This window comes from Salmonella sp. JXY0409-18 (assembly GCF_020268625.1).
Classification (GTDB): domain Bacteria; phylum Pseudomonadota; class Gammaproteobacteria; order Enterobacterales; family Enterobacteriaceae; genus Salmonella; species Salmonella enterica.
In genome coordinates this window covers 3,615,317-3,629,927 of sequence record NZ_CP084216.1, presented here as the reverse complement: position 1 = coordinate 3,629,927, position 14,611 = coordinate 3,615,317, and the positions used below count along the sequence as shown (strand labels likewise).

General features: G+C 56.0%; 11 protein-coding genes. 7 read left to right on the top strand and 4 right to left on the bottom strand.

All coding sequences use genetic code 11. The features are described from left to right. Positions 1–125 precede the first annotated feature (125 nt). The 5 genes from mrcB to fhuB all read left to right on the top strand — a co-directional run bounded on the left by mrcB (position 126) and on the right by fhuB (position 8,920). Positions 126–2,648, top strand: coding sequence for a bifunctional glycosyl transferase/transpeptidase (gene mrcB / locus LDB27_RS17760; protein WP_000918127.1), 2,523 nt, complete (start codon positions 126–128; stop codon positions 2,646–2,648). Positions 2,649–2,940: 292 nt separating this feature from the next. Then, positions 2,941–5,130: a ferrichrome porin FhuA gene (gene fhuA / locus LDB27_RS17755; protein ID WP_000113229.1), complete on the top strand. Its 2,190-nt coding sequence runs from the start codon at positions 2,941–2,943 to the stop codon at positions 5,128–5,130. Positions 5,131–5,178: 48 nt separating this feature from the next. Continuing rightward, on the top strand, positions 5,179–5,976 hold the full coding sequence (gene fhuC, locus LDB27_RS17750; protein WP_001157204.1) for a Fe3+-hydroxamate ABC transporter ATP-binding protein FhuC: 798 nt from the start codon (positions 5,179–5,181) through the stop codon (positions 5,974–5,976). Then, positions 5,976–6,866: a Fe(3+)-hydroxamate ABC transporter substrate-binding protein FhuD gene (fhuD, locus tag LDB27_RS17745; protein WP_001205366.1), complete on the top strand. Its 891-nt coding sequence runs from the start codon at positions 5,976–5,978 to the stop codon at positions 6,864–6,866. The genes fhuC and fhuD overlap by 1 nt, the downstream gene beginning before the upstream one ends. 14 nt (positions 6,867–6,880) lie before the next feature. Next, complete coding sequence (fhuB, locus tag LDB27_RS17740; protein ID WP_225519952.1) at positions 6,881–8,920, top strand: Fe(3+)-hydroxamate ABC transporter permease FhuB; 2,040 nt, start codon at positions 6,881–6,883, stop codon at positions 8,918–8,920. A gap of 84 nt (positions 8,921–9,004) precedes the next feature. Here the strand turns inward: fhuB and hemL are convergent, their stop codons facing one another. Next, positions 9,005–10,285, bottom strand: a complete 1,281-nt coding sequence (hemL, locus tag LDB27_RS17735; RefSeq protein WP_001602163.1) for a glutamate-1-semialdehyde 2,1-aminomutase — start codon at positions 10,283–10,285, stop codon at positions 9,005–9,007. Between the two features lie 169 nt (positions 10,286–10,454). On the opposite strand from hemL, the gene clcA reads away from it, so the two are divergent. Together clcA and erpA are read left to right on the top strand one after the other, a co-directional pair. Continuing rightward, on the top strand, positions 10,455–11,876 hold the full coding sequence (gene clcA / locus LDB27_RS17730; protein ID WP_000845430.1) for a H(+)/Cl(-) exchange transporter ClcA: 1,422 nt from the start codon (positions 10,455–10,457) through the stop codon (positions 11,874–11,876). 81 nt (positions 11,877–11,957) lie between these two features. Then, positions 11,958–12,302: an iron-sulfur cluster insertion protein ErpA gene (erpA, locus tag LDB27_RS17725; RefSeq protein WP_001278668.1), complete on the top strand. Its 345-nt coding sequence runs from the start codon at positions 11,958–11,960 to the stop codon at positions 12,300–12,302. Positions 12,303–12,402: 100 nt separating this feature from the next. On the opposite strand, the gene LDB27_RS17720 is transcribed toward erpA, so the two are convergent. From LDB27_RS17720 to mtnN, 3 genes are read right to left on the bottom strand one after another with little or no spacing between them, the layout of a single operon-like run. Beyond that, positions 12,403–13,026: a TRIC cation channel family protein gene (locus tag LDB27_RS17720; protein ID WP_000964234.1), complete on the bottom strand. Its 624-nt coding sequence runs from the start codon at positions 13,024–13,026 to the stop codon at positions 12,403–12,405. 36 nt (positions 13,027–13,062) lie between these two features. Further along, on the bottom strand, positions 13,063–13,863 hold the full coding sequence (gene btuF / locus LDB27_RS17715) for a vitamin B12 ABC transporter substrate-binding protein BtuF (RefSeq protein ID WP_001118843.1): 801 nt from the start codon (positions 13,861–13,863) through the stop codon (positions 13,063–13,065). After that, positions 13,856–14,554 carry a 5'-methylthioadenosine/S-adenosylhomocysteine nucleosidase gene (mtnN, locus tag LDB27_RS17710; RefSeq protein ID WP_000689822.1) on the bottom strand — a complete coding sequence of 233 codons (699 nt, stop codon included), beginning with the start codon at positions 14,552–14,554 and terminating at the stop codon, positions 13,856–13,858. The genes btuF and mtnN overlap by 8 nt, the downstream gene beginning before the upstream one ends. Positions 14,555–14,611 lie beyond the last annotated feature (57 nt).

The following is a 14,611-nucleotide window of genomic DNA, read 5'->3' as shown; positions in this document are numbered from 1 at the left end:
CTCCAGGCCGGATAAGGCGTTAATCGCCATCCGGCAAAAGGGTAAATTGAGAGATTTCTTCTTCTGTCGTCTGGCGGAAGAATAGAGAATCGGGCCTTTGCGCCTGTATGTTGCGGAGAAAAAGCATGGCGGGGAATGACCGCGAGCCGATTGGACGTAAGGGGAAACCGTCACGTCCTGTGAAACAAAAGGTGAGCCGTCGTCGGCAGCATGACGACGATTATGATGATGACTATGAGGATGAAGAACCGATGCCGCGTAAAGGTAAGGGCAAAGGGCGTAAGCCTCGTGGCAAGCGCGGCTGGCTGTGGCTATTGCTAAAACTGTTTATCGTTTTTGTGGTGCTGTTCGCCATTTACGGCGTCTATCTGGATCAAAAAATCCGCAGCCGTATTGATGGCAAGGTCTGGCAGCTTCCGGCGGCGGTATATGGCCGGATGGTGAACCTTGAGCCAGACATGCCTGTCAGCAAAAACGAGATGGTGAAATTGCTGGAAGCGACGCAGTATCGTCTGGTGACGAAGATGACCCGTCCCGGCGAATTTACCGTGCAGGCCAATAGCATTGAGATGATCCGTCGTCCGTTTGACTTCCCGGACAGCAAAGAAGGGCAGGTGCGCGCGCGGCTGACGTTCAGTGACGGGCGTCTGGAAACCATCGTCAATCTGGATAACAACCGCCAGTTTGGCTTCTTCCGTCTCGATCCGCGGCTTATCACCATGCTTTCTTCGCCAAATGGCGAGCAGCGTTTATTCGTCCCGCGCAGCGGTTTCCCGGATCTGCTGGTCGATACGCTGTTGGCGACGGAAGACCGTCATTTCTATGAGCATGATGGCATTAGTCTTTACTCTATCGGGCGTGCGGTGCTGGCCAACCTGACGGCGGGACGCACGGTGCAGGGGGCCAGTACGCTAACCCAGCAGCTGGTGAAGAACCTGTTCCTCTCCAGCGAAAGATCATACTGGCGTAAAGCGAATGAAGCCTACATGGCGCTGATCATGGATGCCCGTTACAGTAAAGATCGTATTCTTGAGCTGTACATGAACGAGGTCTACCTCGGTCAAAGCGGGGACAATGAAATTCGCGGTTTTCCTCTGGCGAGCCTGTATTACTTTGGTCGTCCGGTAGAGGAACTGAGCCTCGATCAGCAGGCGTTACTGGTTGGGATGGTTAAAGGGGCGTCGATTTATAACCCGTGGCGCAACCCGAAACTGGCGCTGGAGCGTCGTAACCTGGTGTTACGCCTGTTACAGCAGCAGAAAATCATCGATCAGGAACTCTATGACATGCTGAGCGCGCGTCCGCTTGGCGTACAGCCGCGCGGCGGCGTTATTTCACCGCAGCCAGCGTTTATGCAGATGGTTCGTCAGGAACTGCAGGCGAAGCTGGGGGATAAAATTAAAGATCTCTCCGGCGTGAAGATCTTCACCACCTTTGACTCCGTGGCGCAGGATGCCGCAGAAAAAGCCGTTGTCGAAGGCATTCCGGCGTTGAAGAAACAGCGTAAATTGAGCGATCTGGAAACCGCGATGGTGGTAGTGGATCGCTTTAGCGGCGAGGTGCGCGCGATGGTTGGCGGGGCGGAGCCGCAGTATGCCGGCTATAACCGTGCCATGCAGGCGCGCCGTTCCATCGGGTCGCTGGCGAAACCGGCGACCTATCTGACCGCGTTAAGTCAGCCGAACTTATACCGTCTGAACACCTGGATTGCCGATGCGCCGATTTCTCTGCGCCAGCCGAATGGTCAGGTCTGGTCGCCGCAGAACGACGATCGTCGCTACAGCGAAAGCGGGAAAGTGATGCTGGTGGATGCGTTAACTCGCTCAATGAACGTACCGACGGTCAATCTGGGGATGGCGTTAGGTTTACCGGCGGTAACCGATACCTGGACGAAGCTCGGCGTGCCGAAAGATCAGCTCAATCCGGTTCCGGCGATGCTGTTAGGGGCGCTGAACCTGACGCCGATCGAAGTGGCGCAAGCGTTCCAGACTATCGCCAGCGGCGGAAATCGCGCGCCGTTATCAGCGCTGCGTTCGGTTATTGCGGAAGATGGTAAGGTGCTGTACCAAAGTTATCCGCAAGCTGAACGCGCCGTACCGGCACAGGCGGCTTACCTGACGCTATGGACAATGCAGCAGGTCGTCCAGCGTGGTACGGGGCGTCAGCTTGGCGCGAAATATCCGGGTCTGCATCTGGCGGGTAAAACCGGGACGACAAACAACAATGTCGATACCTGGTTTGCCGGGATTGACGGCAGCCAGGTGACTATCACCTGGGTAGGCCGTGATAACAACCAGCCGACGAAATTGTACGGTGCCAGCGGCGCGATGGCGATTTACCAGCGCTATCTGGCGAACCAGACGCCGACGCCTTTAGTTCTGACGCCGCCGGAAGATGTGGTGGATATGGGCGTTGATTACGACGGTAATTTTGTCTGTAGCGGCGGTATGCGCACTCTGCCGGTCTGGACGGACGATCCAAATACGCTGTGCCAGCAGGGCGAGATGATGCAGCAGCAACAGCAGCCGTCAGGCAATCCGTTCGATCAGTCGTCTCAGCCGCAGCAGCCTGCGCAGCAACAGCCGCCGAAAGAAGAGAAGAGCGACGGCGTTGCCGGCTGGATTAAGGAGATGTTCGGCGGCAATTAATCACGGTAATAGTGCCGGGTGGCGCTGTGGTTACCCGGTCTACACCGTTACGACTCCATTATGTGCGACGTAGGCCGAATAAGACGCTTACGTCGCCATCCGGCAAACCCTCCATAAATAACATTTCAGTCTAATTTATTAACCCTTCCTTTTCATCTGGTTATTTCTTAACCCCTTAGTTTTCGTAGGGCCGCGTATCGCTTGCCATTGCGACGATATTTCGCCTATCATGCTGCGGTTATAATAATAATTATCGTTTACGTTATCATTCACTTTCATCAGAGATATACTAATGGCGCGTCTTAAAACTGCTCAGCCAAACTCCTCACTGCGTAAAATCGCAGTTGTAGTAGCCACAGCGGTTAGCGGCATGTCTGTCTATGCACAGGCGGCGGTTCAACCGAAAGAAGAAACCATTACCGTAACCGCAGCGCCTGTCGCGCAGGAAAGTGCCTGGGGACCGGCTCCGACCATCGCCGCGAAGCGTTCCGCCACCACCACCAAAACTGATACACCTATCGAAAAAACGCCACAGTCGGTTTCGGTGGTCACTAACGAAGAGATGCAGATGCATCAATTCCAGTCAGTAAAAGAAGCGTTGGGTTACACGCCGGGCGTAACGGTAAGCAGCCGCGGCGCTTCCAATACCTATGACTTCGTGATTATCCGTGGCTTCTCTTCCGTCGGCCTGAGCCAGAATAACTATCTGGATGGCCTGAAATTGCAGGGGAACTTCTACAACGATGCGGTTATTGATCCCTACATGCTTGAGCGTGTTGAGTTGATGCGTGGCCCAACGTCCGTTCTCTACGGTAAGAGCAACCCGGGCGGTATCATTTCGATGGTTAGCAAGCGGCCGACTACTGAGCCGCTGAAAGAAATTCAATTCAAAATGGGGACGGACAATTTGTTCCAGACCGGTTTTGATTTTAGTGATTCCCTGGATGACAACGGTGAGTTCTCATATCGTCTGACGGGACTGGCGCGTTCGACAAACGAACAGCAAAAGAGTTCTGAGTCGCAGCGCTATGCGATTGCGCCCTCTTTTACCTGGCGTCCGGATGAGAAAACGAATTTTACGTTCCTTTCTTATTTCCAGAACGAACCAGAGACCGGCTACTACGGCTGGCTGCCGAAAGAGGGAACGGTTGAACCATTACCGAATGGTAAACGTCTGCCAACGGATTTCAACGAAGGGGCGTCAAACAACACCTATTCTCGTAACGAGAAAATGGTGGGATATAGTTTCGAGCATGGCTTCAACGACACTTTTACCGTGCGCCAGAATTTACGTTTTGTCGAAATGAAAACCGCGCAAAAAAGCGTCTATGGCACGGGGATTGCGGCGGACGGCCATACGCTTAACCGCGGTACTATCGTTGACAACGAGCGTTTACAGAATTTCAGCGTAGATACACAACTGGAAAGTAAATTCGCGACCGGCGATATTGATCATACGTTGCTGACGGGTGTCGATTTCATGCGTATGCGTAATGATATTAACGCGACGTTTGGTAGCGCGCCGTCAATCGATCTCTATAACAATTACCATCCTGAATACTTTGCTTTCGGCGGCGCTGAGCCGTACCAGATGAACGAAAGTAAACAAACAGGCCTCTATGTTCAGGATCAGGCGGAATGGAATAAGTGGGTATTTACTCTCGGCGGCCGCTATGACTGGTCTAAACAAGCGACAACGGTGCGTCAGAATTCCACTACGCCGACAGAAGGATATATTGAACGTAATGACCACCAGTTCACCTGGCGCGGTGGCGTAAACTACGTATTCGATAATGGAATTTCACCTTACTTCAGCTATAGCCAATCTTTCGAGCCAAGCGCCTTCGATTTGTGGAGCACCCCACGCGTTTCTTACAAGCCGTCAAAAGGCGAGCAATATGAAGCAGGGGTGAAATATGTACCGAAAGACATGCCGGTTGTTGTTACGGGTGCCGTTTATCAGCTGACCAAAACCAATAACCTGACCGCCGATCCAACCAACCCATTAGCGCAGGTGCCGGCAGGCGAAATTCGTGCGCGAGGTGTAGAGCTGGAAGCCAAAGCAGCATTGACGGCTAACATCAATATGACGGCGTCTTACACTTATACTGATGCTGAATACACGAAAGACACTAATCTGAAAGGGAATACGCCAGAGCAGGTGCCTGAACACATGGCGTCGTTGTGGGGCGATTACACCTTCAACGACGGTCCGTTGTCAGGTTTAACGCTGGGAACAGGCGGTCGTTTTATTGGTTCCAGTTACGGCGATCCGGCCAATAGCTTCAAGGTAGGCAGCGCAGCAGTGATGGATGCGGTCGTCAAGTACGATCTGGCGCGTTTTGGTATGGCGGGCTCCAGCATTGCGGTTAACGTTAATAATCTGCTCGACCGCGAATACGTCGCCAGCTGCTTCCAGACCTACGGCTGTTTCTGGGGCGCAGAACGTCAGGTCGTTGCAACGGCAACCTTCCGTTTCTAATTTCTTTTTGGGCACGGCTTGCCGTGCCCGTTTTACAAGTTGGCTGCGATGCAGGAAAACCACATTCATTCCGATACCACCTTTGCGCTGCGAAGCGTCGCCTTTCGTGTGCCGGGCCGCACGCTTTTACACCCTCTCTCGTTAACGTTTCCCGCAGGTCGCGTCACCGGACTTATCGGCCATAATGGTTCCGGTAAATCCACGCTGTTAAAAATGCTGGGCCGCCATCAGCCGCCTTCCGAAGGGGATATTCTGCTCGACAATCAGCCGCTGGCGAGCTGGAGCAGCAAGGCGTTTGCCCGCAAAGTTGCCTATCTGCCTCAACAATTGCCGCAGGCGGAAGGAATGACGGTGCGCGAACTGGTAGCGATTGGCCGCTATCCGTGGCACGGCGCGCTGGGGCGCTTTGGCGTCGCGGACCGGGAAAAAGTAGACGAGGCGATTACGCTGGTCGGCTTAAAACCGCTGGCGCATCGTCTGGTAGACAGTCTTTCCGGCGGCGAGCGCCAGCGCGCGTGGATTGCCATGCTGGTCGCGCAGGACAGCCGTTGTCTGCTGCTGGATGAGCCGACGTCAGCGCTGGATATCGCCCATCAGGTTGACGTGCTGGCGCTGGTGCATCGTTTAAGCCAGCAGCGCGGGCTGACGGTGGTTGCGGTGCTGCACGATATCAACATGGCGGCCCGCTACTGTGATTATTTAGTCGCGCTACGCGGCGGTGAAATGATTGCGCAAGGAACGCCTGCGGAACTGATGCGCAGTGACACGCTGGAACAGATTTACGGTATCCCGATGGGTATCCTTCCGCATCCGGCGGGCGCCGCACCTGTGAGTTTTGTGTATTAATGCGTGATTTATATCCTCTTACTCGCCGCCGTTTATTAACGGCGATGGCGCTCTCGCCGCTGCTGTGGCAAATGAATACGGCGCAGGCTGCCGCTATCGATCCCCGCCGGATTGTGGCGCTGGAGTGGCTGCCGGTTGAGCTGCTGCTGGCGCTCGGTATTACGCCTTATGGCGTGGCGGACGTGCCAAATTATAAGCTGTGGGTTAGCGAACCGCCGTTGCCGGATTCGGTGATTGATGTGGGTCTTCGCACTGAACCCAATCTCGAACTGCTGACAGAGATGAAGCCGTCGTTTATGGTCTGGTCGGCAGGGTACGGACCCTCGCCGGAGAAACTGGCGCGGATCGCGCCGGGGCGCGGGTTTAATTTTAGCGACGGCAAAAAGCCGCTGGCGGTGGCCCGACGCTCGCTGGTTGAACTGGCGCAGACGCTGAATCTGGAAACTGCGGCAGAAAAACATCTGGCGCAATACGATCGCTTCATCGCCAGCCAGAAGCCGCATTTTATCCGCCGCGGGGGGCGTCCGTTACTGATGACGACGCTTATCGATCCGCGGCATATGCTGGTGCTCGGCCCGAATTGCCTGTTCCAGGAGGTGCTGGACGAGTATGGCATCGTCAATGCCTGGCAGGGTGAAACCAACTTTTGGGGCAGTACGGCGGTCAGCATCGATCGGCTGGCGATGTATAAAGAAGCGGATGTGATCTGCTTCGATCACGGGAATAGCACCGATATGAACGCGCTGATGGCAACGCCGCTGTGGCAGGCCATGCCGTTTGTCCGCGCCGGGCGTTTTCATCGGGTGCCCGCCGTTTGGTTCTATGGCGCGACCCTCTCCACGATGCATTTTGTCCGCATCCTGAATAACGTGTTGGGAGGCAAAGCGTGAGCAGAAAACGTGAAATGCCGGATGGCGGCGCGAAAAACGCCTTATCCGACCTACGGTTCGGGCGCTTTGTAGGCCGGATAAGGCGAAGCCGCCATCCGGCGTTGCTGTTATTGGCGCTGTTTGTTGCCGCCTGCTGGCTGACATGGGTTAACTTCTCCGTTGCGCTACCGCGCAGCCAGTGGCAACAGGCTATCTGGTCACCGGATATCGACATCATTGAGCAGATGATTTTTCATTACAGCCTGCTGCCAAGACTGGCGATTTCGCTACTGGTGGGCGCGGGACTTGGGCTGGTAGGCGTCCTGTTCCAGCAAGTATTACGTAACCCGCTGGCGGAACCGACCACGCTGGGTGTGGCGACCGGCGCGCAATTGGGGATCACGGTGACTACGCTTTGGGCGATTCCCGGCGCGCTGGCCACGCAGTTTGCCGCCCTGACGGGAGCCTGCATTGTCGGCGCGCTGGTGTTCGGCGTGGCGTGGGGCAAACGCCTGTCGCCGGTAACCCTAATCCTCGCCGGGCTGGTGGTCAGCCTCTATTGTGGGGCTATCAACCAGCTATTGGTGATTTTCCACCACGATCAGTTGCAAAGCATGTTTTTATGGAGCACCGGAACGCTGACGCAAACCGACTGGAGCGGCGTGCAGCGTCTGTGGCCGCAGTTGCTGGGCGGTGTGGTGCTCACGTTATTGTTGTTACGCCCGATGACGCTGATGGGGCTGGATGACGGCGTTGCGCGTAATCTGGGGCTGGCGCTGTCGTTAGCGCGTCTGGCGGCGCTGTCGCTGGCGATTGTGTTGAGCGCGCTGCTAGTCAACGCGGTGGGCATTATCGGTTTTATCGGCCTGTTTGCGCCGCTGCTGGCGAAAATGCTTGGCGCAAGACGTCTGCTGGCGCGCTTGATGCTGGCGCCGCTCATTGGGGCGCTTATTTTGTGGCTATCCGATCAGATTATCCTTTGGCTCACCCGCGTATGGATGGAGGTCTCCACCGGTTCAGTGACGGCGTTAATCGGCGCGCCGCTGCTACTATGGCTGCTGCCGCGGCTTAAAAGCATGAGCGCGCCGGATATGAACGCCAGCGATCGTGTGGCGGCGGAGCGTCGGCATGTCCTCGCTTTTGCCGTTGCCGGTGGCGCCCTCTTGCTGCTGGCAACATGGGGCGCGCTCTCTTTTGGTCGCGACGCGCACGGCTGGACGTGGGCGAGCGGAACGCTGCTTGAGGAACTGATGCCGTGGCGCTGGCCGCGGATACTGGCGGCGTTAATGGCGGGCGTCATGCTGGCGGTGGCGGGCTGCATTATTCAGCGTCTGACCGGTAATCCAATGGCCAGTCCGGAAGTGCTGGGGATCAGTTCCGGAGCCGCGTTTGGCGTGGTGTTGATGCTGTTTTTGGTGCCGGGGAATGCCTTCGGTTGGCTACTGCCCGCCGGAAGCCTGGGCGCGGCGGCGACACTGCTGATTATTATGTTAGCCGCCGGACGCGGCGGTTTCTCGCCACAACGGATGTTGCTGGCGGGGATGGCGCTCAGCACCGCGTTTACCATGCTGCTAATGATGCTCCAGGCGAGCGGCGACCCGCGGATGGCGGAAGTGTTGACCTGGATCGCAGGATCTACCTATAACGCCACTGGCGGGCAGGTTACGCGAACCGCGATCGTAATGGTGATTTTGCTGGCAATTGTGCCGTTGTGCCGCCGCTGGTTAACGATTTTGCCTCTGGGTGGCGATGCCGCGCGCGCGGTGGGCATGGCGCTTACGCCGTCGCGTATCGCGCTGCTGGCGTTGGCGGCTTGTTTGACGGCAACCGCGACGATGACCATTGGGCCGCTGAGTTTCGTTGGACTGATGGCGCCGCATATTGCGCGGATGCTCGGTTTTCGCCGGACGATGCCGCATATGGTCATCTCGGCGCTGGCAGGGGGCGTTTTACTGGTCTTTGCCGACTGGTGCGGCAGGATGGCGCTATTTCCGTATCAGATCCCGGCGGGACTGCTTTCAAGCTTTATTGGCGCGCCGTACTTTATCTATTTGCTACGTAAACAGAGCCGCTGAGTTTGCCGGATGGCGGCATAAATGCTTTATCCGGCCTACGGCGTAGAATGTAGGCCGGGTAATCGTCACCCGGCAATTCATCCTTTACAATTTCGCAAACACCCGACGTGCGGCGTCAATGGTATTATTAATGTCGTCCATGCTGTGTGCGACCGACATAAAACCCGCTTCAAACGCCGATGGCGCCAGATACACGCCTTCCTCCAGCATCAGGTGGAAGAAACGCTTAAAGCGTTCAACGTCGCACGCCATCACGTCCTGATAGCAGGTTACGCTCTCAGCGTCGGTGAAGAAAATCCCGAACATGCCGCCGACATGGTTGACGACCAGTGGGATCCCCGCTTCCTGCGCCGCTTCGCACAGCCCTTCCGCCAGACGGGTGGTGAGCTCATCCAGCGTTTCATGAATGCCGGGCTGGGCGACTTCATTCAGGCAGGCGAAACCGGCCGCCATCGCAATCGGGTTGCCGGAAAGGGTGCCCGCCTGGTAAACCGGGCCCGTTGGCGCCAGCGCATCCATTACATCGCGACGACCGCCAAACGCGCCTACCGGCATCCCGCCGCCGATGATTTTACCCAGACAGGTCAGGTCCGGCACGACGCCGTAGTAATCCTGGGCTCCGGCCAGCGCTACGCGAAAACCGGTCATCACTTCGTCGATAATCAGCAGCGCGCCGAACTCATCGCACAAGGCGCGCAGACCTGGCAGGAATTCCGGCAGCGGCGGGACGCAGTTCATATTGCCCGCCACCGGCTCGACGATGATACAGGCGATTTCCTGCGGATATTGTTCAAACGCCGCGCGCACTGACGCCAGATCGTTATAAGTGCAGGTCAGCGTATGTTTCGCGAAATCTGCCGGCACGCCCGGTGAGTTCGGCTGACCGAGCGTCAGCGCGCCAGAACCGGCTTTGACCAGCAGACAGTCGGCGTGGCCGTGGTAGCAGCCTTCGAATTTGATAATCTTATCGCGGCCAGTAAAACCACGCGCCAGGCGAATAGCGCTCATCGTCGCTTCGGTACCGGAGTTCACCATGCGCACCATGTCCATGGTCGGCACCAGGTTGGTGACCAGTTCCGCCATTTTCACTTCCATTTCGGTTGGCGCGCCGAAGCTTAAACCGCGCTCTGCAGCTTCGATCACCGCATTGCGGATAGCCGGGTGGTTATGCCCCAGTACCATTGGCCCCCAGGAACCGACATAGTCGATATACGCTTTGCCATCGACATCGTACAGATACGCGCCGTCCGCTTTTTCGATAAACAGCGGGGTGCCGCCCACGCCAGTGAAGGCGCGAACAGGGGAGTTCACACCGCCGGGGATCAGCTCGCGGGCCGCGCTATAGAGATTTTCAGACTTACTCATGGAAAGATTCCTGGTTCGTAGAAAAAGTGAATACCCGCTATTCTAAGTTATTCAGAGAAGGTTATGAAAGTTTTACGCATTTGAAACAATACGATTTGCAGGGGATTTTCACGGCGTTGGCGAGTAGAATGCCGACTTTAGATTTGTATTACCAATTAATGATCTTCTGATGAAAACAGACACTTCCACCTTTTTAGCTCAGCAAATTGTGCGCTTACGGCGCAGAGATCAGATTCGCCGGTTAATGCAGCGGGATAAAACGCCGCTGGCCATCCTGTTCATGGCGGCCGTTGTCGGCACGCTTACCGGACTGGTTGGCGTCGCCTTTGAAAAGGCGGTTTCCTGGGTACAAAACATGCGCATTGGCGCGCTGGTTCAGGTCGCGGACCATGCGTTTTTGCTTTGGCCGCTGGCCTTTATCCTTTCGGCGTTACTGGCGATGGTCGGCTACTTTTTGGTACGAAAATTTGCGCCGGAAGCCGGCGGCTCGGGTATCCCGGAAATTGAAGGCGCGCTGGAGGAGTTACGTCCGGTGCGCTGGTGGCGCGTGTTGCCGGTGAAGTTTATCGGCGGGATGGGGACGTTGGGCGCAGGAATGGTATTAGGGCGCGAAGGGCCAACGGTACAAATCGGGGGCAACCTGGGGCGCATGGTGCTGGATGTTTTTCGTATGCGCAGCGCCGAAGCGCGGCATACGTTGCTGGCGACCGGCGCGGCGGCGGGGCTCTCTGCGGCGTTTAACGCGCCGCTGGCGGGTATCCTGTTTATTATTGAAGAGATGCGCCCGCAGTTTCGCTACAACCTGATTTCGATTAAAGCGGTGTTTACCGGCGTCATCATGTCGAGCATTGTGTTCCGCATATTTAACGGCGAAGCGCCGATTATTGAAGTCGGCAAACTGTCTGATGCGCCGGTTAACACGCTGTGGTTATACCTTATCCTCGGTATTATTTTTGGCTGCGTCGGGCCGGTATTTAATTCGTTGGTGCTGCGTACCCAGGATATGTTTCAGCGCTTTCATGGCGGCGAAATTAAAAAATGGGTGCTTATGGGCGGCGCGATCGGCGGCCTGTGCGGTATTCTGGGGTTGATTGAGCCGGAAGCGGCAGGCGGCGGATTTAACCTTATTCCTATCGCCGCGGCAGGTAATTTTAGCGTCGGGCTACTGCTGTTCATCTTTATTACCCGGGTGGTCACGACGCTGCTTTGCTTTTCTTCCGGCGCGCCGGGGGGCATTTTCGCCCCGATGCTGGCGCTGGGAACGCTGCTTGGTACGGCCTTCGGTATGGCGGCGGCAGTGCTTTTCCCGCAGTATCACCTGGAGGCCGGTACCTTTGCGATTGCCGGGATGGGGGCGCTGATGGCGGCGTCGGTGCGCGCCCCGTTGACGGGGATTGTGCTGGTGCTGGAGATGACCGATAACTATCAGCTCATTTTGCCAATGATTATCACCTGTCTTGGCGCGACACTATTAGCCCAGTTTTTGGGCGGGAAACCGTTATACTCAACCATCCTGGCGCGCACTCTGGCGAAGCAGGATGCGGAACAGGCGGCGAAAAACCAGAATGCGCCTGCGGGCGAGAATACTTGAACGAATTACCAGGGTATTAGATAATGACTGCCAATATTGGGTGAAAATTTATCCAATTACCGATGTCGTTTGGAGCAAAATATGAGTGATGACGTAGCGCTGCCGCTGCAGTTTACCGACGCAGCAGCGAATAAAGTAAAAAGTCTTATCGCTGACGAAGATAACCCGAATCTGAAACTGCGCGTGTATATCACCGGCGGTGGTTGCAGCGGCTTCCAGTATGGTTTTACCTTTGACGATCAGGTTAACGAAGGGGATATGACCATCGAAAAACAGGGCGTTGGCCTGGTGGTTGACCCGATGAGTTTGCAGTATCTGGTGGGTGGTTCGGTGGATTATACCGAAGGCCTGGAAGGTTCCCGCTTCATTGTAACCAACCCGAATGCGAAAAGTACCTGCGGGTGTGGCTCTTCCTTCAGCATTTGATTGCTGTTCGTTGTGCCGGATGGCAACGCGAGCGTCTTATCCGGCCTACAACATCTTTCCTGTAGGCCCGATAAGCGTAGCGCCATCGGGCAAAACAATATCAACGTCCGTTTTCATCCAGTGCAAACGTCGGCAATTTCAAATGCCAACGAATGGCCGCCAGCCGAATGAACAGCGTGACGACCATACCCATCATGCTGGCGCTTTCCAGCGGTACTGAAAACGTATAAAACGCGGTGGCGTGAACAATCCCGCCGATAATACAGGCCGTGGCATAGATTTCGGTGCGTAGGATCATGGGAATCTCGCGTGCCAGAACATCGCGAATAATCCCGCCGCCGACGCCGGTAATCACGCCCATACAGACTGCCACTAATGGCCCCGTTTCAGCGAGGAAGGCTTTATTCACCCCAATGCCGACAAACACCGCCAGCCCGACCGCATCCAGTACCGGCAACATCCATTTCGGCAGACGTCTTGGCTGGCGAACCAGCAGGATGGTCAGCATACTGGTGACCATGGCGACGACCAAATCGGTAGGATCTTTAACCCAGAATACCGGGCCGTTATCCAGCGCCATATCGCGGATTGTCCCGCCGCCGACGGCAGTAACGACGCCGAGCACCAGGACGCCGAACGGGTCCATACGTAATTTCCCGGCCAGCAACACGCCAGAGATAGCAAATACAGCCGTGCCTACAATATCCAGCCAATAGACGAGCATTGTCGAATCCCCACTGGGAGCCTGGTAAGACAGGCTCTAATTCACCTGTGAAAGCGCATTACAGAGTTGTTTTGCGGCGAGGATAATACGCGGGCTTGCGCGTTCAAACCAGTCGCTGTTAAGCGGAATAACCGGAATTTTTAACAGGTTTCCCCAGTATTGTTCAATTTTGAGAATTTCGCCCGCTTTTCCGGCCACGATAATGGCCTGAGGATGCCTTGCCAGCACCTGTTCACGGCTAACTTGCGGCCACGGCACGCGGCTGTCAGCAAAGACGTTTTCTCCGCCGCAGGTCGTCAAAACCTGATGTTGAATAGACCCTTTACCACTGGTAAACAGAGGATTCATGCCAAACTGAAGAAAGACGCGCTTTTTAGCTTTACCGGCATACTCGGCGTTGAGCGCGGCGTACTCGTTTAGCAATGTCTGCGCTGCCTGCTGAGCCTTTTCCGGCTGCGGGCTCCAGGCAGCCAGTTGACGGAGCGTGTCGGCGATCTGTTCGATGGTTACCGCGTCCACCCACATGACCTTAATACCTAATGACGTCAGTTGGTTTACCTGGCGTTCCGCATTACCGCCGCGCCAGGCGACGACCAGATCCGGCTTCAGCGCCACAATGCGTTCCAGATTCATTCCCTGCCAGGTAGAGACCTGTTCTATTTTTTGCGCTTCGGGCGGGTAGTCGGAATAGCTGCTGACGCCAACGGGCGTAATCCCGGCGGCAAAAGCGAGCTCCGTATTGGCGGGAGAGAGGGTAATGACGCGCGGCGCAGCGTAAAGCCACACCGGGAGCGTAAGCAGCAGGGCGACCAGCGCCCTGAACATTTGCTTAGCCATGCGCCAGTTTCTGTACCAGTGTTTCGACCATCAGAGTCGACTGTTTCGCCGCCACCGCGAGGAATTCGTCAAAGCTGAGGTGCGATTGCTGATCGGCCACGTCAGAAATAGCGCGTACCACTACGAACGGCACGTTGAAGTTATAGCAGACGTGTGCGATAGCGGTGGCTTCCATCTCTACGGCGACCGCGTCGGGGAAGTTATGCCGAATTTTTGCCAGCCCGACGGAGCCGTTAATAAACGCGTCGCCGCTAACAATAAGGCCGCGTACCGCGTTCAGATTCAGCTCTCTGATGCAGGATTCCGCGGCGGCGATCAGTTTATCATCGGCCTTAAATCCGGCCGGACAGCCCGGTAATTGCCCGTATTCATAGCCGAAAGCGGTCACATCAGCGTCGTGGTAACGCGCTTCGTCAGAGACGACGATATCGCCGACCTTCAGCGTGGACGCCAGACCGCCTGCGGAACCGGTATTGATGATCACGTCCGGTTTGCAGTGCTCCAGAAGCAACGTTGCGCCCAGCGCCGCCGCGACTTTACCGATACCAGATTTCAGCAACGCCACTTCGGTGCCATTCAACTGGCCGGTGTAAATTTCGCAGCCGCCCAGCGTAATCGTCTGACGGTTGTCAATTTTGTCACGCAGCAGCGTAACTTCTTCTTCCATTGCGCCAATGATGCCGATTTTCATAGATTTACTCGCGATAAGTCAGTTTTGAGGGCATAGTTTATCATGCGCTTATGGGGA